Genomic DNA, 21,379 nt, shown 5'->3' on the forward strand with positions numbered 1-21,379 from the left:
CGCTCATGTTATCCTGCACGCGATGGCGCCGAGTTCGCCATAATCGATCGTCACGTCGTCGCCTGGTGAAATCGCCATGGGCACGATGCAGGTGCCTGTCGTGACGAACTGCCCGGCCTTGACGCCGCCGCAATAGGCCGCCGCCTCGTTGACGAACCAGGTCAGCGCCTTGCGCGGATCGCCCAGCACCGCCTTGCCGGCGCCTTCGGCGGCGAGCGTGCCATTGCGGAAACCCTTTACCTTATGTGACGAGAGATCGATGTGCCGCCATGGCCTGTCAACGGCCGGTCCCAGCACCAGCCAGCAGGCGCAGGCCGTGTCGGCGATGAGTTGCGCGGCACCCACCCTGGTGAAATCGGCGTAGCGGCTGTCCGGCACCTCGATGGAAAGATGCAGCCCGCCCACCGCGGCCATCGCCTCATCCTGCGTGTAGGGCGCCGCGCGCGGCGGCAGGTCAGTGGTGAAGCTGAAGGCGAATTCGGCTTCCGCCACGCGCATGATATTGTCGCCGAGGCTCACCGCCGCACCGGGCGGCAGAAGCCGTTTCCGGAGTATCCGCCCGATCAAGGGCCCATCGACATTGATGTGCTTCTGCCCGGCTTCGCTGGTGGCGGCGATCTTCCAGCCGGCCACTTCACTGCCGCTCCGCGCCGCCACGGCGGCGGCCGCCTCATAGCCCTGCGCGCGGCTCATCGGCCGCATGGTCCCGGGCAGCGCGTCAATTCGGGTTGTCGCTTCCCAGTTGCGCAACAGGAGTTCCGCTGCGGCGGCGAAATCGGGCATCGTCATGCGGGCTATCCTCCCTGGCGCTCCGATCTTGCATCATGAAAGCCGCCGCCCCGTCAAGCCGGGGCCTGTCCTTGACAAGCCGTATCGGCGGGCGACACTATCCGCCGGGGGAAAAGGCAGAGAGATGTACGCGCGGCCAGGAACCATCGAGGAGGCGGCTGAGGCCATGGCCGCGGCGGACGCGCTGGCCGTGTGCGGCGGAACCGATGTGTTTCCCGCCCATGCCGGCAAGCCCCTGACGCGCCCGCTGGTCGATCTCTCGGGGATCGGCGGCTTGCGGGGCATTTCGACGGATGACCGCTGCATCCGGTTCGGCGCCGCCACCACATGGACCGACATCATCAGGGCGGATTTGCCGCCGGCCTTTGACGGTCTCAAGGCCGCGGCGCGCGAGGTGGGGTCGATCCAGATTCAGAATCGCGGCAGCATCGCCGGCAATCTCTGCAACGCCTCGCCCGCCGCCGATGGCGTGCCGCCATTGCTGACGCTCGATGCTGCGGTTGAACTCGCGTCGGTCTCCGGCCGGCGGGTGCTGCCCTTGTCCACCTTCATCACCGGCTACCGGCGAACGGCGTTGCGGCCGGGCGAGATCGTCAGTGCCGTGGTGGCGCCCAAACCATCGGCACGGGCCCGCTCTGCCTTCGTCAAGCTGGGCGCGCGCCGCTATCTGGTGATCTCCATCCTGATGGCCGCCGCGGTGATCGAGAAGGATGCTGCGGGGCGGGTCGTGAGCGCTGCGGTGGCGGTGGGCGCCGCCTCGCCGGTGGCGCAGCGGCTTCCGGAGCTGGAACAGGACTTGCGCGGTCTCGGTCCCGGCGTGAAGCCATCTTCGCTGGTGGCGCCGCGCCATCTGGCGCCGCTCTCGCCCATTGACGATGTGCGCGCCGGCGCGGCCTATCGCCTGGAGGCGGCGCTGGCGGTGATCGGCGAAGCGCTGGACCGCGCGGCGGAAGGTTGAATGACGTGATTTCCTTTCGGTTGAACGATGCCGCCGTGTCCTGCGATGCAGACCCCGGCCAGCGGCTGAGCGAGGTGCTTCGCCGTCATTGCGGGCAGACCGGCACCAAGAGCGGCTGCGATGCCGGTGACTGCGGCGCCTGCTCGGTGCTGATTGACGGTGAGCTCGCCTGCGCCTGCCTGGTGCCCGCGGGCCAGGCCGAGGGCGCCAGCATCCTCAGCGTCGAGGGCCTGCGGGCAACGCCGCGGGGCGGGCTCTTGCAGGAGGCGTTTCTCGCCCGCGGCGCGGCGCAATGCGGCATCTGCACGCCGGGCATGCTGATGGCGGCGGCGGCACTTCTGGAGCGGGAACCAAACCCCGGCCGCGAGGCGATTGCCGATGCGCTGGGCGGCGTTCTCTGCCGCTGCACCGGCTATGCCAAGATCATTGACGCGGTGGAGGATGCCGCAAAGGGCCGCATCGCGTCTGCGCCATCGCCCATGCAGGGGAGGGCGGTGGGCGCTGGCATCGCCAGGCTGGATGGCGTGCCCAAGGTCATGGGAACCGAGCGCTATGGCGCGGACGCGGTGCCCGGTGATGCGCTGTGGGTGCGCGCGGTGCGCTCGCCCTTCCACCGCGCCGGCTTCCGCTTCGGCGATCTCGACGCCTATCTGGCCGCCCACCCCGGACTCCTCCGTATCCTGACCGCTGGCGATATTCCGGGCCGCAATGTTTTCGGCGTTATTCCGCCTTTCGCCGATCAGCCGGTGTTCGCCGAAAATGAGGCGCGCTTCCGCGGCGAGGCGGTGGCGGCCGTGGTGGGCGAGCGGGCGGCGGTGGAAGCGCTGGACCTCGCGGCCTTCCCAGTCACATGGGAGGAGCGTCCGCATGTGCTGACCGTAGCCGCGGCGCTCGACAGCGATGCGCCGCAATTGCACGCCAACCGGCCCGGCAATGTTCTGGTCAAGGGCCATGTGGCGCGCGGCGATGTGGAGCAGGGCTTCGCCGCCGCGGCGGTGACGGTGGAAGGCGTGTTCGAAACCTCTTTTGTCGAGCACGCCTATATCGAGCCCGAGGCCGGCTGGGCGCGGCGGGTTGGCGACCGCATCGAGATCACCGCCTCGACGCAATCGCCCTATATGGACCGCGACGATACAGCGGCGATCATGGGCCTGCCGCCCGAGAGCATCCGCATCATTCCTTCCGCCTGCGGCGGTGGCTTCGGTTCCAAGCTCGATCTCTCGGTGCAGCCCTATGTGGCGCTGGCCGCCTGGCTCACCGGCCGGCCGGCGGCCATGGTCTATTCGCGGCCTGAATCGATCCAGTCGACCACCAAGCGCCACCCCGCCATCATGCGCTCGCGCATGGCGGCGACGGCCGAGGGCGATCTGCTCGCCATGGATTTCGAGGCCGATTTCAACACCGGCGCCTATGCCTCCTGGGGGCCGACGGTCGCCAATCGCGTGCCGGTCCACGCGTCCGGGCCCTATGTGGTGCGGAACTACCGTGCCCGCAGCCGCGCCGTGCTCACCCATTGCGTGCCGGCCGGCGCCTTCCGTGGCTTCGGCGTGCCGCAGACGGTGATCGCCCAGGAACAGATGCTCGACATGCTGGCCGAAAAGCTTGGGGTCGATCCGCTGGAATTCCGCATCCGCAACGCGCTTAGGGATACGACACCCACCGTCACCGGCCAGGTGATGGGCGATGGCGTCGGCATCCGCGAGTGCCTGCTGGCGCTGCGGCCAAGCTGGCAGGCGCTGCGCTGGGGCGCCGGGATTTTCAATGCCGGGAGTGACCGCATCAAGCGCGGGGTTGGCGTGGCCGGCATGTTCTATGGCTGCGGCAACACTTCGCTGCCCAATCCCTCAACCATTCGTTTTGGCGTCAAGCCCGATGGCCGCCTTTCGCTTCATCAGGGCGCGGTCGACATTGGCCAGGGCTCCAACACGGTGATCGCGCAGATTGCCGCCGATGCGGTTGGCCTGCCGCTGGCGCTGATCGATCTTGTTTCTCCGGATACCGATCTGACGCCCGATTGCGGCAAGACCTCCGCCTCGCGCCAGACCTTCGTCACTGGCAAGGCGGCCGAGCGGGCGGGCCAGGCGCTGCGCCGCCAGCTGTTGCGCCTCGCCAATGCCGGCGAGGGCGCGCGCCTCGGCCTCGATGGCCCAATGCTCCGCGTCGATGATGGCGGGGTTGTCCGCACTGTCCGCCTTGGCCAGCTGCCGCGCGGCGCGCACGGATATGTTCTGTGCGCGGAGGAAACATTCGATCCGCCCACCGCGCCGCTCGACAAGGATGGCCAGGGCGTTCCCTACGCGGTCTATGGCTATGGCGCGCATCTGGCGCAGGTCGAGGTCGATACACGCCTCGGCCTCGTCAAGGTTCTGAGCATCGTCGCGGCGCATGATGTGGGCCGCGCCATCAACCCGGTGCTCGTCGAGGGCCAGATCGAGGGCGGTGTGGCGCAGGGACTCGGCATGGCGCTGATGGAGGAGTTCACGCCGGGCCGCGGCGAGAACCTGCATGACTACCTGATCCCGACGATCGGCGATGTGCCGCCGGTCCAGTCGATCCTGGTGGAACGCGCGTCCTCGGTGGGGCCGTTCGGCGCGAAAGGCATCGGCGAGCAGGCGCTGATCCCCACCGCGCCCGCCATCCTGAACGCCATCCACCACGCCACCGGCGCAAGGCTGACCCGCACGCCGGCCACGCCCGAGCGCGTGCTGGCCGCCATCCGGGCCCTGCAACAGGCATGAGCCGCGCGCAGGCTGCGCTGCTTGCCGATGGGCGCAGGCTGCACCTTCATGATGGCCCGATTGATCTCATCATCAGCGCCGATGGCGAAGCGGATGACGTGGCCGGCGCTTACCGCGCGGCGGAGCGGCGTTTCGCCGGCGTGCTCGATGAGTTGTGCGCCGAGCTGCCGCTGTTGCGGCGGGAGACGGAGGCTGAGCCAAAAGGCGCGGTGGCGCGGCGGATGTGGGCCGCGACACGGCCCTTCGCGGCGGAAGGCTTCATCACCCCCATGGCGGCGGTGGCGGGCGCCGTGGCGGAGGAGGTTCTGGCGGCCATGTGCCACGCCGCACCGCTCAACCGCGCCTTCGTCAACAATGGCGGCGACATCGCCATGCATCTGGCGCCCGGCAATTGCTATGACATCGGGCTGGTCAGCCGTCCGGATCAGCCGGGCCTGTTCGCCACGGCGCAACTGCGCGCCGGGGACCCGGTGCGCGGCATCGCCACCAGCGGCTGGCGCGGGCGGTCATTCTCGCTGGGCATCGCCGATGCCGTCACGGTGCTGGCGGCGCGCGCCAGTGTGGCGGATGCGGCGGCGACGCTGATCGCCAATGCGGTGGACCTGCCGGGCCATCCGGCGGTCACCCGGGTTCCGGCGCGCGCTATTCAGCCGGACAATGATCTGGGCGCAAGGCTGGTCACCCGGAGCGTGGGGCCCTTGCGGCCGAATGAAATTGCCGCCGCCCTCGCCGCGGGTGTAGCCTTCGCGGAGAGGCTGGCGGCCGCGGGCCATATCGTCGCCGCGGCGCTGCACCTGGCCGGTGACACGCGCATGGTGGGCCAGGCAGTGGGGAGGATAGATGCCGGACGTCAAGGTGAGGAAGTTTCTCGTCGCGGTGGAGGAAATCCATCATGAGGGCGGGCCTGCCGCGGCGGTTCCGCCGCGGCGCGGCGCGGTGCTGGCGGTGATCGAGAATCCATATGCCGGGGCCTATCATGCCGACATTCAGCCCTTCATGGATGATCTCAAGCCCCTGGGGCTGGCCATGGCGCGGAAGCTTCTCGCGGCGCGTGGCGGCGACCCCAAATCGATCGAAGGCTATGGCAAGGGGGCGATCGTTGGCGAGGCGGGCGAGCTTGAGCATGCCGCACTCTGGCATGCGCCCGGCGGCTATGCGATGCGCGACGTGCTGGGCGGCGCCAAGGCCATCGTGCCGTCAACCAAGAAGGTGGGCGGACCCGGTACCCGGCTCGACATTCCGGTGACCCATGTCAACGCCTCCTATGTGCGCAGCCATTTCGACGCCATCGAGGTTGGCATCCCGGATGCGCCGAAAGCCAATGAGATGGTGGTGGCGCTGGTGATGACCACGGGCCCCCGCGTTCACGCCCGCGCCGGCGGGCTCGCCGCCAGTGACATCAAGGGAGAGGACGGGCTGAGATGAAAGCGAAAATCCGCAAGCTCATGACGGTGGTCGATGAAACGCTGAGCGAGCAGGGCAGGGAGGTGGCGCCGCCCATTCGCCGCGCGGCGGCGATTGCCGTCATCGCCAATCCCTTTGCCGGAGCCTATCAGGAGGATCTTGCCGGGCTGATCGAGATTGGCGAAGAGCTTGGCGGCCTGCTGGCCGAGCGGGCCGTTGCCGCGCTGGGCATCGCGGGCGACAAGGTCGAGAGCTATGGCAAGGCCGCCGCGGTGGGCGAGAACGGCGAACTCGAACATGCCGCCGCCATTCTGCACCCCAGGCTGGGGGCGCCGTTCCGCAAGGTGCTGGGCAAGGGCGCGGCGCTGATTCCGTCCTCCAAGAAGCGCGGCGGCATGGGCGTGGTTCTCGATATTCCGCTGGGCCACAAGGACGCGGCCTTCGTGCGGAGCCACTTTGACGGCATGGAAGTGCGCGTCACCGACGCCCCGCGCGCCAATGAAATCATGGTGGCCGTCGCGGTGACCACCGGCGGACGGCCCCTGCCGCGCGTCGGCGGCCTCAAGGTCTCGGAAATCAAGGGCGAGGACGGGCTGCGGTAAGCCCCCGGCTGAATTTCAGAGGCTTGAAAAGACCTGTTTTAAGTGCTATTAAAAGCATCTGAAAGGATGCGAATTATGGCATTCCGCATTTTTGCGACAACCACGGCCAGCATATCGGAGCTCAAGAAGAATCCCATGGGCACGGTCGCCGCCGGAGAAGGATCGCCCGTGGCGATCCTGAACCGCAACGAGCCTGCCTTCTATTGCGTGCCGGCGGCGGCCTATGAGGCGATGCTGGACCGGCTTGAGGACATTGAGCTCAACGCCATCGCCGACGCGCGGGAGGGTCAGACCGTCCACAAGGTCTCCCTGGATGATTTATGAGCTGGCCTTTCTGGACGAGGCCCTGAAGGAGTGGCGCAAGCTTGGCAACACAGTCCGCGCGCAGTTCAAGACCAAGCTTGGCGAACGTCTTCACAATCCGAAAGTCCCGTCGGCGCGGCTGCATGGCGCAAGAGAGCGCTATAAGATCAAACTGCGCAGCGCCGGGTATCGACTCGTGTATGAAGTACGCGACAGAGACGTGCTGGTTATCGTGATCGCCGTCGGAAAGCGTGATCGCAATCAGGTCTACGAGGCAGCGCTCGCGCGCAAGGCGGATTGACGGAATGCCGCCACCCCGTCACGCCGCTTTGCTGAGCGTCCGGCGGCTGGCGGTCAGGTTCTGGAACATGGCGCGGCTCAGGCGCTCGATCTTCGGCATCTGCGGCTTTGACTGAAGGCGCACCCGCTCATAGGCGCCGGGTCCCAGCGCCTCTTCCAGCCAGGTCACATATTGCGGCAGATGCGCCCAGCGGGCGATCAGCGCCGGGGTCAGTTCGCCATGGAACTGGGTGGCGAGGATGTCACGGCCAACCGACATGATCTGCACCTGGCTCACCGGTGAGGAGGCCAGCACTTCCGCGCCGGCGGGCAGCCTGGTCACCTCGGCATGGTGCCACTGCATCATCTTGAAGGAGACGGGAAGCCCGCGCATCATCGGGTGGCTCGCCCCCAGCGCGTTGAGCTCCACCTTGCCGAAGCCCACTTCCGGCGCGCGGGCCAGCCCTACCGCGCCGCCCAGCGCCTTGGCGAGCAGCTGCAGGCCGAGGCAAACGCCCATGAACGGGCGGTTGCGGTTGACCGTCCACTCGCGAATCGCCGCGACTTCGTGCGTGAGCCACGGGTGGGCACCGGTCTCCCACACGTCCATGGCCCCGCCCATGACCAGCAGAAAATCATAAGGGGCGAGCGACGGTATCGCTTCACCCCTGTGCAGCATCACCACATCGAGCGCCGCCCCCGCCTCGGCGAGGAAGCGGCCGAACAGGCCGGGAGGCTCGTCATCCATGTGCTGAAAGGCAAGGGCGCGTCTGATCACGGCGGCAATCCCGGCTGGAATTTTGAGATGGTGCACATAGGCGAATTCCCGCGAATCACAAGTCCTATTTTCGCTGATGTTGCTTTACGGGGGGATTGCGAACACACTGTTGCGGCCATGACTCCCGCGCGCATTTTGCTCACCGCCCTGCTGCCCTTCGCGGCCGGTTATTTCATGTCCTACCTGTTGCGGGCGGTGAATGCCGTGGTGGCGCCGGACCTGGTGCGCGATCTCGGCCTGTCGCCCGCCGAGCTGGGGCTGCTGACCGCCGCCTATCTGGGCGCCTTCGCGCTGTTCCAGCTGCCGCTCGGCGTGCTGCTGGACCGTTACGGCCCGCGCAAGGTGCAGGCGGGGTTGCTGACCATCGCCGCGCTGGGCTGCCTCGGCTTTGCCTTCGCCGGGGATTTCGCGGGGCTGTTCGCGGCGCGCGCGGTGATCGGGCTCGGCTTCTCGGCGGGGCTGATGGCGAGCTACAAGTCCTCCGCCACCTGGGTGCCGCTGGAGCGGCGCTCGCTCGCCAACACCGCCATCATGTCGGTGGGAGCGCTCGGCGTCGTGGTGGCGACCGAGCCCACGGAGTATCTCGTGAGCCTGATCGGCTGGCGCGATATGTTCATCGTCTTCGCGGGGCTCATCATGCTGGCCGCGCTGTTCATCCTGCTGGCGGCGCCGCGTCAGGATACGGTCACCGCGCCCTCGCCGCTCAAGACGCAGTTCGCCCAGATGCTGGCGATCCTCAGGACGCCGCTGTTCTGGCGGATCGCGCCGCTGCTGGGCCTCACCTCCGGCGTGCAGATCGGCATCCAGACGCTGTGGGCCGGCCCCTGGCTGCGCGATGTCATGGGTTTTTCGCGCGAGGAGGTGGCCCGCCATCTGCTCTTCATGGCGATTGCCTTCATGGTGGGCATTCTGTCGGTGGGTGTGATCGCCGACCGGCTGGGGCGGCGCGGCATCGGCCCGATGCAGGTGATGCTCGGTTTCAACCTGCTTTATTTCGTGGCCCAGGCCGTCCTGGTGTTGCGGCTCGACGGGCTGATGTTTCCGGCCTGGCTGATGGTGGCGGCTTTCGGCCAGGTGGCGGTGCTGGCCTTCCCGTGGTTTGCCGCGCATATCGGCAAGGAGCTGGCGGGCCGCGCCAACGCCTCGATCAATTTCACCATGTTCGTTTGCGCCTTCGCCGCGCAATATCTGGTGGGGCTGATCATCGGCCTGTTTCCGGTCACCGCCACCGGCTACAGCCCGGAGGGCTACAGCTGGGCGCTGGGCTGTTTCCTCGCCGTTCAGATCGCGGCCATGATCTGGTATCTCGCGGCCTCGCCGCACAGGGAGAAGCCGCAATGACGAATCCGGTCATCGCCGAAGTCACCCGTGGCGGCATCGTCGAGAGCCGCCACCGCGGCGCTTATGCGGTGGCGGATGCGAGCGGGCATATCGTGGCCGCGGAAGGCGCGATCGCGGCGGATATGTTTCCGCGCTCGGCGGTCAAGGCGTTCCAGTGCCTGCCGATCGTCGAAAGCGGCGCCGCTGAGCGTTTCGGCCTGACGGATGAGGAGATCGCGCTGTGCTGCGCCTCGCACAATGGCGAGCCCGCGCATCTGCGGGTGGCCCGCGCGCTGCTGGCGAAGGCCGGCAATGCCGAGGCGCTCTATGAATGCGGCGCTCACTGGCCCGCCGATGAGGCCTCGCGCTTCGCGCTGGTGAAAAGCGGCGAGGCCTGTGCCGCCGTCCACAACAATTGCTCCGGCAAGCATGCCGGCATGCTGGCCCTGGCGCGGCAGCTCGGCGCCGCCCCGCATGGCTATACGCGCCCCGATCATCCGGTGCAGCGGCTCATCGCCAGCGCCATGGGTAGCCTCTGCGGCATCGACCTTGACGGCCAGCCGGTGGGTGTGGACGGCTGCTCGGTGCCGACCTGGGCCATTCCGCTCAGGAACCTGGCGATTGGCTTCGCCCGTTTCACGAAGCCGGATTTCGCCGCCGCCCAGCGCATCATCCGGGCGGTGCGCGCGCATCCGTTCATGGTGGCGGGAACCGGCGATTTCGACACGCTGATCATGGAGGCGGTGCCGCGTGTCTTCGTCAAGACCGGCGCTGAAGGCGTCTATTGCGGCTGCATTCCGCATGCGGGGCTCGGCATCGCGCTGAAAGTGGATGATGGCGCTGCCCGCGCCGCGGAAGTTGGCATGGCCACGGTTCTGGCGGGGCTCGGCGTGTGGACGCCGGAGGAACGCGCCGCGATTTCACGCTTCCGCCACCATGAGCTCGTCAACTGGCGAAAGCTTCAGGTGGGCGAACTGCGCGGCGTCGATGTCTAGGGCGGCGCTGGCCTACTCCGCCGCCTTCTGCGCATAGCCCAGCGCCAGGTTCAGCCGGTCCAGCAAGGCGAGCGCGGCATCGGGAATCACGGTTCCCGGCGGAAACACCGCGGCGGCTCCCATGTCCAGCAGCGTCTGCACGTCTTCCGGCGGAATGACGCCGCCCACCACGATCATGATGTCGGAGCGCCCGGCCGCATCGAGGGCGGCCTTGAGCAGCGGCACCAATGTGAGATGGCCCGCGGTGAGGGTCGAGACGCCCACCGCATGCACGCCCGCCGCGGCGGCCTGGCTCGCCACCTCTTCCGGTGTCGCGAACAGCGGACCGATGGTCACCTCGAAGCCCATGTCGCTGAAGGCGGAGGCGATGACTTTCTGGCCGCGGTCATGGCCATCCTGGCCAACCTTGGCGACGAGCAGCTTCGGCGCCCGGCCATCGGCCTCGCAGAAGGCGGCCACGGCGTGCTTCACCCGCTCGATCTTGTGCTGGTCCCGCGGCGTTGCGGCGTAAATGCCTTTGACCGCGCGGATCGCCGGGGTGTGGCGGCTGAACACCTGTTCCAGCGCCCATGAGATTTCGCCCACCGTGGCCTTGGCGCGCGCCGCATCGACGGCGGCGGCCAGCAGATTGCCTTCGCCGCTTTGCGCCACGCGCGCAAGGCTGGCGAGCGCCGCCTCGGTTCCCGGCTGGTTTCTTTCGGCCTTCAGGCGCTTCAGCTTGTCGATCTGCCGGGCGCGCACCATGGAGTTGTCGACCTTGAGAATGTCGATCGCCGCGTCACCCGCCACCTGATATTTGTTGATGCCGATCACCGCCTGTTCGCCGGAATCGATGCGGGCCTGGGTGCGCGCGGCGGCTTCTTCGATGCGGGCCTTGGGGATGCCGGCTTCGATCGCCCTGGCCATGCCGCCCATCGCCTCGATTTCCTCGATATGCGCCCAGGCTCTGGCGGCGAGATCAGCGGTGAGGCGCTCGACGAAATAGCTGCCGCCCCACGGGTCGATGACCCGGCAAGTGCCCGCCTCCTGCTGCAGGAACAGCTGCGTGTTGCGGGCGATGCGGGCCGAGAAATCGGTGGGCAGCGCCAGCGCCTCGTCGAGCGAATTGGTGTGCAGCGATTGCGTGCCGCCTTGCGTCGCCGCCAGGGCCTCGATGCAGGTGCGGGTGACGTTGTTGAACACATCCTGCGCGGCAAGGCTCCAGCCCGAGGTCTGGCAATGAGTGCGGAGCGACAGCGAGCGCTCGTCCCGGGGGCCGAAGCCGTTGATCAGCCTGGCCCAGATCATGCGGGCGGCGCGCATCTTGGCCACTTCCATGAAGAAGTTCATGCCGATCGCCCAGAAGAAGGAAAGCCGCGGCGCGAACTGGTCGATGGCCAGCCCCGCATCGACCCCAGCGCGCACATATTCAAGCCCGTCAGCCAGCGTGTAGGCGAGTTCCAGATCCGCGGTCGCCCCCGCCTCCTGCATGTGGTAGCCGGAAATTGAGATCGAGTTGAACTTCGGCATATGCGCCGATGTGTAGCGGAAAATGTCGGAAACGATCTTCATCGAAGCCTTGGGCGGATAGATGAAGGTGTTGCGGACCATGAACTCCTTCAGAATATCATTCTGTATGGTGCCCGCCAGCTTTTCCGGCGGCACGCCCTGTTCCTCGCCCGCCACGATGTAGAGCGCCATCACCGGCAGCACCGCGCCGTTCATGGTCATCGACACGGTCATCTTGTCGAGCGGGATGCCGTCGAACAGCGTGCGCATGTCATAGATCGAATCGATGGCGACACCCGCCATGCCGACATCGCCCGCCACGCGCGGATGGTCCGAGTCATAGCCGCGGTGGGTGGCGAGGTCGAAGGCGATGGAGAGCCCCATCTGGCCCGCCGCCAGGTTGCGGCGGTAGAAGGCGTTGGAATCTTCCGCCGTGGAGAAGCCGGCATATTGCCGGATGGTCCAGGGCTGGGTGGTGTACATGGTAGGGTAGGGGCCGCGCAGGAATGGCGGCAGGCCGGGCCAGGTCGCCAGAAAATCGATGCCGCCCATGTCTTCCGGGCCATAGGCGCCCTTGACGCTGATGCCCTCGGGAGTTTCCCAGTCATGGCCGGAAAGTCCGTCCACGGACGATGACATGAATGGCACCGATGAAAAGTTCGGAAGGCGGCTCATGGCGCGGCCTCCGTCTCCGGCGCGTATTCCTGCTTCAGCGGATAGGCGGAGGTGCCGATGACCGGCAGGTTCAGCCCCATGGATGGATTGGGCTCCGGCCAGTCGCCCGCTTCCGCCGCCTGGAACACCGTCCAGGCGGCCTCGCACAGGCCTTGCGTATAGGCTTCGATATAACCGGCGCCGGATGCGGGGTCTGCCACCCGCCACAGATTCGCTTCCGCGATCAGCACGTTCTGGACGTTGCGCGCCACCCGCCGTGCGAAGGCGTTGGGCAGGCCCTGGGCCAGCGAGAAGGGCAGCACGGTGATCGAATCCGCCCCACCCAGCCCGGCGCCGAACACCGCCGCGGTGGCGCGCAGAATGTTGGTGTGCGGATCGCGCTTCGCCAGCATCCGCCAGGAGGTTTCGGCATGGAGCCTGAGCGGCGCATCCGGAAGGCCCGCGGCATCGAGCACGCGGCGCCACATCAGCCGCATGGCGCGGAACTTGGCGAGCGTGGCAAACATGTCCTGGGCTGCTGCGAGCGTTACGCCCACGGCGCGCACCAGATGCACGTCATTGAGGGCGGAGAGCCGCCGCATGCTGGCGACCGCGGCCGCCAGCGTGGCGCCAAGCTCCTGGGCGTCGGTCGCGCCCCGCTCGTGCCAGCCGCGGCCGTCCGCTTCCATATAGGGGCCGGTATAGCCAAGGCGCGCCAGCTCCGCGGCATCATCGGGCGAGTCGCAGGCGAAACTGATGGAGAGCCGCTCGGGGTCGATGGGCTGGCGGGCGATGAGCCCGGCGAGCGCCATTGCGGCATCGCCCTCGAGTTTCAGCGACACCGCATGGAGGTGAACCCCCTCCAGCACCCGCGCCAGACTTGCGGCATCGCAGCCGAGCCCGCGCGCCGTGGCTGACTCACGCGTCACCAGCACCAGGCCGGTGGCGCCATTTTCGAGATCATCGAGGGCCTGGGCATTGGCGCGCGCCGGATCGGGGTGATCCACCCGCTGGAACACTGTCCATGGGGCCTGCAAGGGCCGCGCGGCACGCGGGCCCTGCTGCTGCGCGTAGAGGGGCGCCAGCCTGATGCCGTCGGGGGTGTGCCGCATGAGCTTCTCGTCGAAGGAGGCGCCCTTCAGCACCGCCTCCACCCGTTTCATCCAGCCGGCTTCGGTGAAGCCGGGAAAACCCGCCGCCAGCTCTAGATCGCTCATGTCGGCCATCACCTCTAGCCAATGCGGCTGGCAGCCGCAAACCGCCCTTTGTCTAATCTGCCAGGGACGTGACACGCACGCCATTCGCCAGCTGGTCAGAGGGGTGCAGGATCACCACGTCCCCGGCGGTGAGGCCTGCCGTCACCTCCACGACGTCGTCGTTGCGCCGGCCCGGTGAAATGATCTGCAATACGGCCTTGCCGTCCATTACCTTGTAGACAGCCCACGCGCTCCCCTGGCGGAACAGCGCAGCAATGGGCGCGGCCAGCTTGTCCTTGCCCTCCCAAACGGCGATCCGCACCACCACGCGGAAGCCATCGCCCAGCTGCCGGGCCTCATGCGGGTTTGCGAGATCGAGGATGACCGGCACCCGCTGCTCCTCGATGCCGAGTGCCGAGACCTTGGTCACCGCGGAAGGCTCCACGCGGCGCACCCTGGCGGCGAGCGGCGCCCCACCCCAGTTCACGATCTCCGCCGCGGCACCCGGCACGATCTCGACGGCATCGCGCGACAGGATGTCAGCCGTGATTTCGAGATCCGCGGGATCGCCGATCTCCATTAAGGGCGTTCCGGCCTGCACCACCTGTTCGCTCTCGGCCAGCACCCGCAGGATCTGGCCGGTTATGGGCGCCTTGATTTCGGTGCAGCAGGGTCCTTCGGCGGTGCCGGTCTCAATCAGCGCCGCCTCGGCGCGCTCCAGTTCGCGTTTGCGCACGGCGAGCGCTGACTGGGCGCTCTCCAGTACGGCTTCAGCCGTTTCTGCCTCCAGTCGCGCCTTGTCCCGCGCGCTGTCGGAAATCGTGCCCTTGGCCGCCAGACGCTCGGCACGCGAAAGCTCGGTCTTGAGGAAGGCGAGCCGGGCCTCGGCCTGCCGCACCTCGGCCTGGGCTAGTCCTACCCCGGCTTCGGCGGAGGCCGCCGCGGCTTCCGCCACGCGGTTGAGGCGCGCATCGAGCAGGCCTGGCGCGGCGGGCCGGATTTCGGCCAGCACCGTCTTGTCCTTCACCACCTGGTCGCCGGCATGACGGTCAATGCGCAGCGTCTGGCCGCCGATGGGGGCGGAGACGGTGAAAATCTCGCGGATGCGGCTCTTGCCCTCTTCCTCGACGGTGACGAGGATGTCGCGCTTGCCGATCACGGCGGTCTCCACCGGCAGGGGCCGCGGCCAGAAGGCCCAGGCGAGGCCGGCCAATACGGCGAGCAGGGCGAGCAGCATCATCAGGCGGCGCAGCATGTCATTCCCTCGTCTTCAGCACTTCGATCATGTCCAGCCGGTCGATGCGGCGGCGCACCACCAGGCCCGACAGTGCGGCGGCGGCGAACACGATCAGGCTCGCCCAGGCATAGACCTCGCGGTTGACCACCAGTGGCACACGGTAAAGGTCGGTGCGAAAACCGTTCGCCATGGTCCAGGCGAAACCATAGCCCAGGAGCCAGCCCACAGGCTGCGCGACAACCGCCACCACGGCAAGCTCGCCGAGCAGCAGGGCCGACACCTCGCCGCGCGTGAAACCGAGGACCCTGAGGCTGGCCATTTCCCGCCCCTGTTCCGAAAGCGAAATGCGCGCGAAATTGTAGACGACGCCAAAGGCGATGATCGAGGCCAGCGAGGTGTAGACGGTGATCATGATCGAAATGTTCTGGGCCAGCGTCTCGCGGAAATTGGCGAGCGCGGCGTAGCGGAGCGAGATGAAGCTCGCCGCCGGCATTTCCTTGAGCCGGGCGAACAGCGCGCCGCGGCCCTCCGCATCGAGCGCCAGATAGGCGCCGGAAATCAGCTGGTCCTCGCCCAGCATGCGGTTCATGGCATCGAGGTTCATATAGGCGGTAAGTCCGATGAAGCCGGTGATGATGGCGGAGACGGGAACGTCGAGCTTCTGCCGCCGCCCCTCCAGCACTTCGACGCTCACCTTGTCGCCCAGCCGGAGCTTGAGAAGCTCGGCCAGCGCCTCGGAGATCACCAGGCCGCCATCGGGCAGCGTCACCGGCACGAGCTTGCCATCCAGCACGCGCGAGAGCTGGCCTCCGGCGCTATTGCCGATGAGCGAGATGCGCCGTTGCGCCGGCCCATTGACAAGTTTCACGGCAACGGCGCGGAACGGTTCCGCCTGCTTGACGCCGGGCAGCCGGCGAACTTCGTAAAGAGCATCCATGCGCCGCACATCGGTGAAGGTGATGGTGGCATCCTGCCGGTCGCTGCGCTGGAAGGTGACGTCGATCATGTGCTCGATGGAGCCAAAGGACCACAGCGATCCCACGAGGATCGCCACCGCCATCGCCATGCCGAGCACCCCGCTCAAGGTCCGCACCGGCCAATGCGTGAGATGGCGCATGACGATGACGCCCGATTGCCGGACGTAGCGCGAGAGGTCGGCCATGCCGCCCAGGATCTTGCGGAAGCGCGGCGGCGCGGGGGGCGCCATCGCCACCGCCGGCGAGAGCCAGGCCACGTCGCGCACCGCCTTTACCGCTCCCAGAATGGCAGCGGCATAGGTCGCGCCCGCGGCGATGCCATAGACCGCCGGGTTGCGGCTGAACACCAGGAAGGGAAAGCTGAAGAATGCCGCGTAGAGCCTGGTCAGTCCGGCGCCGAGCCAGCCGCCGGCCACGAAGCCCAGCGCAATGCCTGCGATGGCGATCAGCGTGACGAAGCCAGCATAGTGCCGCACCACGCTCAGCGAGGAATAGCCCATGGCCTTCAGCAGCCCGATCTGCTCGCGTTCCAGCGCAATGAGGCGCGAGAGCGTCATGTTGACGAGGAAGGCCGACACCAGCAGGAAGATCGGGGGCAGGATGCGGCTCATGGTTTGGAGCTGCCGCAATTCGGCATCCAGAAAGGCATGCGAAAGCTGGTCTTTGCGCGTATAGGCGCCGCGCCCGCCATAGCGCGCGAGCAGCCGGTCGGCTTCCGCGATCACCGCTTGCGGGTTGACGCCCCTGACCAGCCGGATCGCCACCTGGTTGAAGGCGCCATCGAGATCGTAAGCCGGCGCCAGCAGGCTTTCCGGCGCCCACAGAATGCCGAAGCGCCGGTCGTCCGGCATCAGTGCGCCGGGCCCCAGCGCGTAGATGAATTCAGGCGAAAGGGCCGTTCCGCTCAGCTTCACGTCGCGCTGCCGGCCGTTGATCAGCACACGGATTGTATCGCCCTCGGCCAGCCCGTGCGCCGCGGCGAAACCGGCGCTGGCCACGGCCTCCTCCGCGCCTGGGTCTGGCAGGCGTCCCGAACGCAGATAGAGACGGTTCAGCGCCGGCATGTGGGTGTCTGGCAGCGACACCAGCAGCACCGAAGCGGGTTCCGCCATGCCGGGGAGGTCGGCCAGCGCGATCTTCTCGACCCGGGTCTCGACGGCGGCGACGCCGTCAATGGCGGCGATCTCAGCCTTGAGGCTGCCGGGCGCGCGGGTCAGGCTGGCGAAGACATCGGCGAAACCATGGGCGTCATAGTAGCGCTCCCGCGTGGTGGAGAGAGAGTCATAGGCCCCAACGCCCAGGATCAGCGTGGCGACGCCCGCCGCCATCACGAGGGCAATCGCCAGCGCCTGCGCCCACAGCCGCCTGAGATCGCGCAGCAATTTGATGTCGAGGGCGCGCATCACCAGCTCACCGCGCTCGCTGGCTTGCGGCTGTCATTGCGCCGTTCGGAGGCAATCGTGCCGTCGGCGAATTGCACCACCCGGTCGGCGATGTCGGCGATCGCCGCATTATGGGTGATCACCAGCGTGGTGGCGCTGGTGCGCGCGCTCACCGCCGTCAGGGCTTCCAGCACCCTGACGCCGGTCTTCGAATCGAGGGCGCCCGTCGGCTCGTCGCAGAGCAGCACGTCCGGCTGCTTGGCGATGGCCCGCGCGATCGCCACCCGCTGTTGTTCTCCGCCCGAGAGCTGGGCCGGAAAATGGTCCATGCGGTCCTCAAGGCCCACCAGCGCCAGGGCCTGGGCGGGGTCCATCGGGTTGCGGGCGATCTCGGTCACCAGCTTCACGTTCTCGAAGGCGGTGAGGCTCGGCACCAGATTGTAGAACTGGAAAATGAAGCCCACATGGTCGCGGCGGTAGCGGGTGAGCCCCGCTTCATTGGCCCGTGTCAGGTCATGGTCACGGAACCACGCCTCGCCCGAGGTGGCGCGGTCGAGGCCGCCCACGATATTGAGAAAGGTCGACTTGCCGGACCCGGACGGGCCGAGGATCACAATGAACTCGCCCCCTCGCGCCTCGAAGTCGACGCCGCGCAGTGCTCGCACCTCCACCTCCCCGCTGCGGTAGGTCTTGCACAGGTTCCGGACGCGGAAGACGGGGGCTTGCGGCGCGCTCATGCTTCGTTCCTTAAGCGCTGGCGGGCGGGCGGCAATTGACCCCGGTCAAGCCTCAGACATAGCCGGACAGGCCGGGGATCGCCCCCGCCGCCTCGCGCACCAGCTGGGCTCCCGCCTTTTCCTTGGCGTAGTCGAGCGTGGTGGTTCCCAGCGCCTTGATCTGGTCCATGGACAGGCCAGCGGCGGAAAGTTTGGAAATGGCCGCCAGAGGCCCGCCCATCATGCCGCCCGCCAGCATGCCGAGCAGCCCGCCGCCGCCATGGCCCGCGCCATCGCCGCCTTGCGCGCGCGCCAGTTCGGCGGCCCCGGGAAGCTTGTCGAACAGCTCCCGCACCTTGGCCTGGTTGCCCTGTGTCTGGATCAGGTTCAGCACAATGCCCAACGCTTTGCTGGCCTTGTCCTCCGGGAGGCCCGTGGCGGTGGTCACCCGGTCGATCAGCTCCTGCATGGCGTTTCATTCCCCCGGCACATTGCGTTGCTGAACCTTCTATAGCAATAAAGATGGCGCGAAGCGATCACCGCCGGGGAACCGCCACATGTCCGATGCGATCTTCTTGGGCCAGAGCGAAAAGCGCGAAGAGCTGTTCCTCGCCATGGCCAACCGGCACGGCCTGGTCACCGGGGCGACCGGTACCGGCAAGACCGTGACGCTGCAGATCATGGCCGAGGGCTTCACCAATGCCGGGGTTCCGGTTTTCGCGGCGGATGTGAAGGGTGACCTGGCGGGCATCGCCATGGAGGGCGAAGCCATGGACGCTCTGGTCGAACGGGCGCGCAAGATGGGCTTTGACGAATACGGCTTCGAGGCCACGCCGGCGATTTTCTGGGACCTGTTCGGAGAGCTTGGCCATCCGGTGCGCACCACGGTGTCCGACATGGGCCCACTGATGCTGTCGCGGCTGATGGGGCTTTCGGACGCGCAGGAGGGCGCGCTCAACATCGCCTTCCGTCTGGCCGACAAGGAAGGCCTGGCGTTGCTGGACCTGAAGGATCTGCGCGCGCTGCTGAAAGAACTCGGCGAGCGCGGCAAGGAACTCACCACCGAATATGGCAACCTCGCCGCCGCCACGATTGGCGCCATCCAGCGCCGGCTGGTGGTCATCGAGGAGCAGGGCGGCAACATGTTCTTCGGCGAGCCGGCACTCGACATCCATGATTTCATGCGCACCGCCAACAACGGCAAGGGCTACATGAACATCCTGGCGGCCCAGCGCCTCATCAATGCGCCACAGCTCTATGCAACCTTCCTGCTCTGGATGCTCTCGGAACTGTTTGAGCGCATGCCCGAGGTGGGTGATCGCGAAAAGCCGAAAATGGTGTTCTTCTTCGATGAGGCGCATCTCTTGTTCGCTGACGCGCCGCCGGGCCTCGTTCAGAAGATCGAGCAGACGGTGAAGCTGATCCGCTCCAAGGGCGTCGGCATCTATTTCGTGACGCAAAACCCGCTCGACATTCCTGAGTCGGTGCTGGCCCAGACCGGCAATCGTGTGCAGCATGCGCTTCGTGCCTATACGCCGCGCGAACAAAAGGCGGTGGCCACCGCCGCCTCAACGTTCCGGCCCAACCCCGCCTTCAGCACCGCGGAAGCCATCACCCAGCTTGGCAAGGGCGAGGCGCTGGTCTCGGTGCTCGATCCCAAGGGCGTTCCCACCATGGTTGAGCGCACCATGATCCGCCCGCCGTCAAGCCGCATGGGGCCGATCACGCCGGAAGAGCGCCAGAAGCTCATTCGCAATTCCCCGGTCTACGGCGATTATGAACAGGCGGAAGACCGCGAGTCGGCCTATGAAATCCTCACCCGCCGCGCCGAGGAGCGCGCCGAAGCCGCCGAAAGAGAGCAAGCGGAGAAAGCGGCGCGCATCGAAGAACGCCGGCAGCAGGCATCGGCGCCCCGCACATCTTCGCGCGAGTCGGCCACTGACCGTTTCGTCAAGAACCTCGCGGGCACCGCGGGGCGGCAGATCGGCAACATGATCATCCGTGGAATTCTGGGCGGCCTCAAGCGCTAGCCTCACGCCGCGGCCTGAGCCGCCGCAGCGGCGCCGGCATGTGGGCGTCGATCGCGGCTGAGAGCGCCGCATAATGGCGGTTGAGCCACAGTCCGAGGCCGATCACCGCCAGCCCGATCGCCGAGAGCGCGAACGACAACAGGATCATGTCCGCGAACACGTCATAGGCCAGGTAGCCGAGATAGAAGGCGACACCCAGGGCGCCGCACACCGCATAGACGCGGCGGTCCAGGAACAGCGCCAGGCCGATCAGCGCCAGGTTGATCAGGAAATAGACAAAGCGCAGCAGAGCCGTCGAATCCGGGCTCGCGGTGAGCGCGCCCCAGAAGGTGATCGCCCCAAAGATGTGAAGCCAGAACGCGAGGTCCGGCCCCCGTGGCCGCGCCAGGTCGATCGCCCAGGCCACCGCGATCACCGCGAGGCCGAAGAACAGCGATACCGTCCGCCGGGTGTCGAAATCGCCGAAATCGTCAGGCGTCGCGGTGAACCACATGGCGATATCCATCGACATGAACCACAGCGCGATGCCGGCCACCAGCATCAGGAACGGCACCTTGTAGACGCGCAGCGCAAGAGCCGCCGCCGCCACCGTGCCGATTTCCATGTAGAGCCAGCTGCCATGAACATAAGGAAAGAAATCATCATAGCCGCCGGGCCGGCCTTGCGCGAAGCGCCACAAGTCCAGCGCGTCCTGCACGCCATAGATCATCAGAGGAACCATGGACACCGCCGCGGCGATCAACAGCCCGCCGGGAACGCGCAAGCCCCGCACGTCCCAGAGATGACGGCCCGCGAGCCACAGGCCGATCGCATAGGCAGCCCCGGTGGCGAACAGGGCCCAGCCGCCCATCGCCGCGAAGGCGGTGGTCGAGAACAGGCCCATCGCCGCCATGATGATCAGCGCGCCGCCATACCACAGCACGTGGGTCAGGTTGAACTTCGCGGGCGGCGCCTCCGCATGGCTGGCGGGTTCGCTGTTGGCCTTCAGAAAGGCAATGATCTGGCTGCGCTGCTCGGCCGAGAGGAGGCCCGCCGCCACCGCTTTCTGCAGATCGATTTCGGTCGACATGGTGTTCTCCCCGCTCCGCCGCCGCGGTCTGCTTTCCTATGGCCGCTGATATCTGGCGATCGCCGAGCGTTCGATCGCCGCAGTCACCAGCTTGTCGAGTTCGAGCGTATCGCGCAGCATGGCGAGGAAGCGCAGTTCCTCGCGGCCCACCGCGAGGTCGGCCGCGGCAATCTCGACAGCCAGCGCATAGGCCGTCTCGCGCAGCTTGGGCGACAGCGCACCCTTGATCAGCCCGAGCACGGCGGCGAGGCCTTCCTTGTCCTGAAGGATTTCGCCCGCCTCCTGCGCCACGGCGATCAGCCGTTGCTCGTCAAAGTCACGGAAGATGGGAAGCGTCTCGACGAGCTGGCGGATTTCGGCCAGCTCCACGGCGTTGATCTTGCCCTCGACGCCGGACATCGTCACCATGGCGTAGATCAGCGCCTGTTCAGTGGAAATCGTCGCGGTCATGTCCTGGACTCTCC

20 protein-coding genes are annotated in these 21,379 nt (G+C 67.2%); 10 read left to right on the plus strand and 10 right to left on the minus strand.

Annotated features, from left to right (window positions below; all coding sequences use genetic code 11):
* Window positions 1-3: 3 nt before the first annotated feature.
* The gene (locus tag ACKOED_RS09110; protein WP_408916283.1) at window positions 4-789 is read right to left on the minus strand and encodes a 2-keto-4-pentenoate hydratase; all 786 of its coding nucleotides are present in this window, start codon (window positions 787-789) and stop codon (window positions 4-6) included.
* Between the two features lie 124 nt (window positions 790-913).
* On the opposite strand from ACKOED_RS09110, the gene ACKOED_RS09115 reads away from it, so the two are divergent.
* The 7 genes from ACKOED_RS09115 to ACKOED_RS09145 all read left to right on the plus strand — a co-directional run bounded on the left by ACKOED_RS09115 (window position 914) and on the right by ACKOED_RS09145 (window position 7,095).
* Window positions 914-1,747 carry an FAD binding domain-containing protein gene (locus ACKOED_RS09115; protein WP_408916284.1) on the plus strand — a complete coding sequence of 278 codons (834 nt, stop codon included), beginning with the start codon at window positions 914-916 and terminating at the stop codon, window positions 1,745-1,747.
* Between the two features lie 5 nt (window positions 1,748-1,752).
* Window positions 1,753-4,485 (plus strand): molybdopterin-dependent oxidoreductase, encoded by a 2,733-nt coding sequence (locus tag ACKOED_RS09120; protein ID WP_408916285.1) that lies wholly within the window; start codon window positions 1,753-1,755, stop codon window positions 4,483-4,485.
* Complete coding sequence (locus ACKOED_RS09125; RefSeq protein ID WP_408916286.1) at window positions 4,482-5,381, plus strand: UPF0280 family protein; 900 nt, start codon at window positions 4,482-4,484, stop codon at window positions 5,379-5,381. Before ACKOED_RS09120 ends, ACKOED_RS09125 begins: the two co-directional genes overlap by 4 nt.
* Window positions 5,326-5,910 carry an amino acid synthesis family protein gene (locus ACKOED_RS09130; protein ID WP_408916287.1) on the plus strand — a complete coding sequence of 195 codons (585 nt, stop codon included), beginning with the start codon at window positions 5,326-5,328 and terminating at the stop codon, window positions 5,908-5,910. The genes ACKOED_RS09125 and ACKOED_RS09130 overlap by 56 nt, the downstream gene beginning before the upstream one ends.
* Entirely contained in the window at window positions 5,907-6,491 is a 585-nt protein-coding gene (locus tag ACKOED_RS09135) for an amino acid synthesis family protein (RefSeq protein ID WP_408916288.1), read from the plus strand. Before ACKOED_RS09130 ends, ACKOED_RS09135 begins: the two co-directional genes overlap by 4 nt.
* 75 nt (window positions 6,492-6,566) lie before the next feature.
* The gene (locus tag ACKOED_RS09140; protein ID WP_408916289.1) at window positions 6,567-6,815 is read left to right on the plus strand and encodes a type II toxin-antitoxin system Phd/YefM family antitoxin; all 249 of its coding nucleotides are present in this window, start codon (window positions 6,567-6,569) and stop codon (window positions 6,813-6,815) included.
* Window positions 6,805-7,095, plus strand: a complete 291-nt coding sequence (locus tag ACKOED_RS09145) for a type II toxin-antitoxin system RelE family toxin (RefSeq protein WP_408916290.1) — start codon at window positions 6,805-6,807, stop codon at window positions 7,093-7,095. Before ACKOED_RS09140 ends, ACKOED_RS09145 begins: the two co-directional genes overlap by 11 nt.
* An 18-nt stretch (window positions 7,096-7,113) precedes the next feature.
* Here the strand turns inward: ACKOED_RS09145 and ACKOED_RS09150 are convergent, their stop codons facing one another.
* Complete coding sequence (locus ACKOED_RS09150; protein WP_408916291.1) at window positions 7,114-7,851, minus strand: type 1 glutamine amidotransferase; 738 nt, start codon at window positions 7,849-7,851, stop codon at window positions 7,114-7,116.
* 117 nt (window positions 7,852-7,968) lie between these two features.
* On the opposite strand from ACKOED_RS09150, the gene ACKOED_RS09155 reads away from it, so the two are divergent.
* Window positions 7,969-9,192, plus strand: a complete 1,224-nt coding sequence (locus ACKOED_RS09155) for an MFS transporter (protein ID WP_408916292.1) — start codon at window positions 7,969-7,971, stop codon at window positions 9,190-9,192.
* Window positions 9,189-10,166, plus strand: coding sequence for an asparaginase (locus ACKOED_RS09160; RefSeq protein WP_408916293.1), 978 nt, complete (start codon window positions 9,189-9,191; stop codon window positions 10,164-10,166). The genes ACKOED_RS09155 and ACKOED_RS09160 overlap by 4 nt, the downstream gene beginning before the upstream one ends.
* A gap of 12 nt (window positions 10,167-10,178) precedes the next feature.
* Here ACKOED_RS09160 and scpA read toward each other — a convergent pair whose 3' ends face one another.
* Genes scpA through ACKOED_RS09190 form a run of 6 tightly spaced genes read right to left on the minus strand, consistent with a single transcriptional unit; the run spans window position 10,179 to window position 18,285 of the window.
* Entirely contained in the window at window positions 10,179-12,329 is a 2,151-nt protein-coding gene (gene scpA / locus ACKOED_RS09165) for a methylmalonyl-CoA mutase (protein WP_408916294.1), read from the minus strand.
* The gene (locus tag ACKOED_RS09170; protein WP_408916295.1) at window positions 12,326-13,525 is read right to left on the minus strand and encodes a methylmalonyl-CoA mutase family protein; all 1,200 of its coding nucleotides are present in this window, start codon (window positions 13,523-13,525) and stop codon (window positions 12,326-12,328) included. Before ACKOED_RS09170 ends, scpA begins: the two co-directional genes overlap by 4 nt.
* Window positions 13,526-13,577: 52 nt before the next feature.
* Window positions 13,578-14,759 carry an efflux RND transporter periplasmic adaptor subunit gene (locus ACKOED_RS09175; RefSeq protein ID WP_408916296.1) on the minus strand — a complete coding sequence of 394 codons (1,182 nt, stop codon included), beginning with the start codon at window positions 14,757-14,759 and terminating at the stop codon, window positions 13,578-13,580.
* Window position 14,760: 1 nt separating this feature from the next.
* Window positions 14,761-17,121: an ABC transporter permease gene (locus ACKOED_RS09180; RefSeq protein WP_408916297.1), complete on the minus strand. Its 2,361-nt coding sequence runs from the start codon at window positions 17,119-17,121 to the stop codon at window positions 14,761-14,763.
* Entirely contained in the window at window positions 17,121-17,837 is a 717-nt protein-coding gene (locus ACKOED_RS09185; RefSeq protein WP_408916298.1) for an ABC transporter ATP-binding protein, read from the minus strand. The genes ACKOED_RS09180 and ACKOED_RS09185 overlap by 1 nt, the downstream gene beginning before the upstream one ends.
* 52 nt (window positions 17,838-17,889) lie before the next feature.
* Window positions 17,890-18,285, minus strand: a complete 396-nt coding sequence (locus ACKOED_RS09190; protein ID WP_408916299.1) for a DUF2267 domain-containing protein — start codon at window positions 18,283-18,285, stop codon at window positions 17,890-17,892.
* 88 nt (window positions 18,286-18,373) lie between these two features.
* On the opposite strand from ACKOED_RS09190, the gene ACKOED_RS09195 reads away from it, so the two are divergent.
* Window positions 18,374-19,846: a helicase HerA-like domain-containing protein gene (locus ACKOED_RS09195; protein ID WP_408916300.1), complete on the plus strand. Its 1,473-nt coding sequence runs from the start codon at window positions 18,374-18,376 to the stop codon at window positions 19,844-19,846.
* On the opposite strand, the gene ACKOED_RS09200 is transcribed toward ACKOED_RS09195, so the two are convergent.
* A complete protein-coding gene (locus ACKOED_RS09200; protein ID WP_408916301.1) occupies window positions 19,836-20,915 on the minus strand; it encodes a hypothetical protein in 1,080 nt (359 codons plus the stop codon). The two genes, ACKOED_RS09195 and ACKOED_RS09200, sit on opposite strands and share 11 nt — an antisense overlap.
* Before the next feature lie 36 nt (window positions 20,916-20,951).
* Window positions 20,952-21,365, minus strand: coding sequence for a tellurite resistance TerB family protein (locus ACKOED_RS09205; protein ID WP_408916302.1), 414 nt, complete (start codon window positions 21,363-21,365; stop codon window positions 20,952-20,954).
* Window positions 21,366-21,379 lie beyond the last annotated feature (14 nt).

It is taken from the genome of Aestuariivirga sp., from assembly GCF_046093005.1.
Lineage (GTDB): Bacteria > Pseudomonadota > Alphaproteobacteria > Rhizobiales > Aestuariivirgaceae > Aestuariivirga.

Coding starts and splice junctions, on each gene's coding strand:
- ACKOED_RS09185 (WP_408916298.1), bottom strand. CDS start 17,837: ATGAGCGCGCCGCAAGCCCCCGTCTTCCGCGTCCGGAACCTGTGCAAG.
- ACKOED_RS09125 (WP_408916286.1), top strand. CDS start 4,482: ATGAGCCGCGCGCAGGCTGCGCTGCTTGCCGATGGGCGCAGGCTGCAC.
- ACKOED_RS09160 (WP_408916293.1), top strand. CDS start 9,189: ATGACGAATCCGGTCATCGCCGAAGTCACCCGTGGCGGCATCGTCGAG.
- ACKOED_RS09200 (WP_408916301.1), bottom strand. CDS start 20,915: ATGTCGACCGAAATCGATCTGCAGAAAGCGGTGGCGGCGGGCCTCCTC.
- ACKOED_RS09130 (WP_408916287.1), top strand. CDS start 5,326: ATGCCGGACGTCAAGGTGAGGAAGTTTCTCGTCGCGGTGGAGGAAATC.
- ACKOED_RS09140 (WP_408916289.1), top strand. CDS start 6,567: ATGGCATTCCGCATTTTTGCGACAACCACGGCCAGCATATCGGAGCTC.
- ACKOED_RS09110 (WP_408916283.1), bottom strand. CDS start 789: ATGACGATGCCCGATTTCGCCGCCGCAGCGGAACTCCTGTTGCGCAAC.
- ACKOED_RS09175 (WP_408916296.1), bottom strand. CDS start 14,759: ATGCTGCGCCGCCTGATGATGCTGCTCGCCCTGCTCGCCGTATTGGCC.
- ACKOED_RS09115 (WP_408916284.1), top strand. CDS start 914: ATGTACGCGCGGCCAGGAACCATCGAGGAGGCGGCTGAGGCCATGGCC.
- ACKOED_RS09180 (WP_408916297.1), bottom strand. CDS start 17,121: ATGCGCGCCCTCGACATCAAATTGCTGCGCGATCTCAGGCGGCTGTGG.
- ACKOED_RS09195 (WP_408916300.1), top strand. CDS start 18,374: ATGTCCGATGCGATCTTCTTGGGCCAGAGCGAAAAGCGCGAAGAGCTG.
- ACKOED_RS09190 (WP_408916299.1), bottom strand. CDS start 18,285: ATGCAGGAGCTGATCGACCGGGTGACCACCGCCACGGGCCTCCCGGAG.
- ACKOED_RS09155 (WP_408916292.1), top strand. CDS start 7,969: ATGACTCCCGCGCGCATTTTGCTCACCGCCCTGCTGCCCTTCGCGGCC.
- ACKOED_RS09170 (WP_408916295.1), bottom strand. CDS start 13,525: ATGAGCGATCTAGAGCTGGCGGCGGGTTTTCCCGGCTTCACCGAAGCC.
- scpA (WP_408916294.1), bottom strand. CDS start 12,329: ATGAGCCGCCTTCCGAACTTTTCATCGGTGCCATTCATGTCATCGTCC.
- ACKOED_RS09145 (WP_408916290.1), top strand. CDS start 6,805: ATGATTTATGAGCTGGCCTTTCTGGACGAGGCCCTGAAGGAGTGGCGC.
- ACKOED_RS09135 (WP_408916288.1), top strand. CDS start 5,907: ATGAAAGCGAAAATCCGCAAGCTCATGACGGTGGTCGATGAAACGCTG.
- ACKOED_RS09205 (WP_408916302.1), bottom strand. CDS start 21,365: ATGACCGCGACGATTTCCACTGAACAGGCGCTGATCTACGCCATGGTG.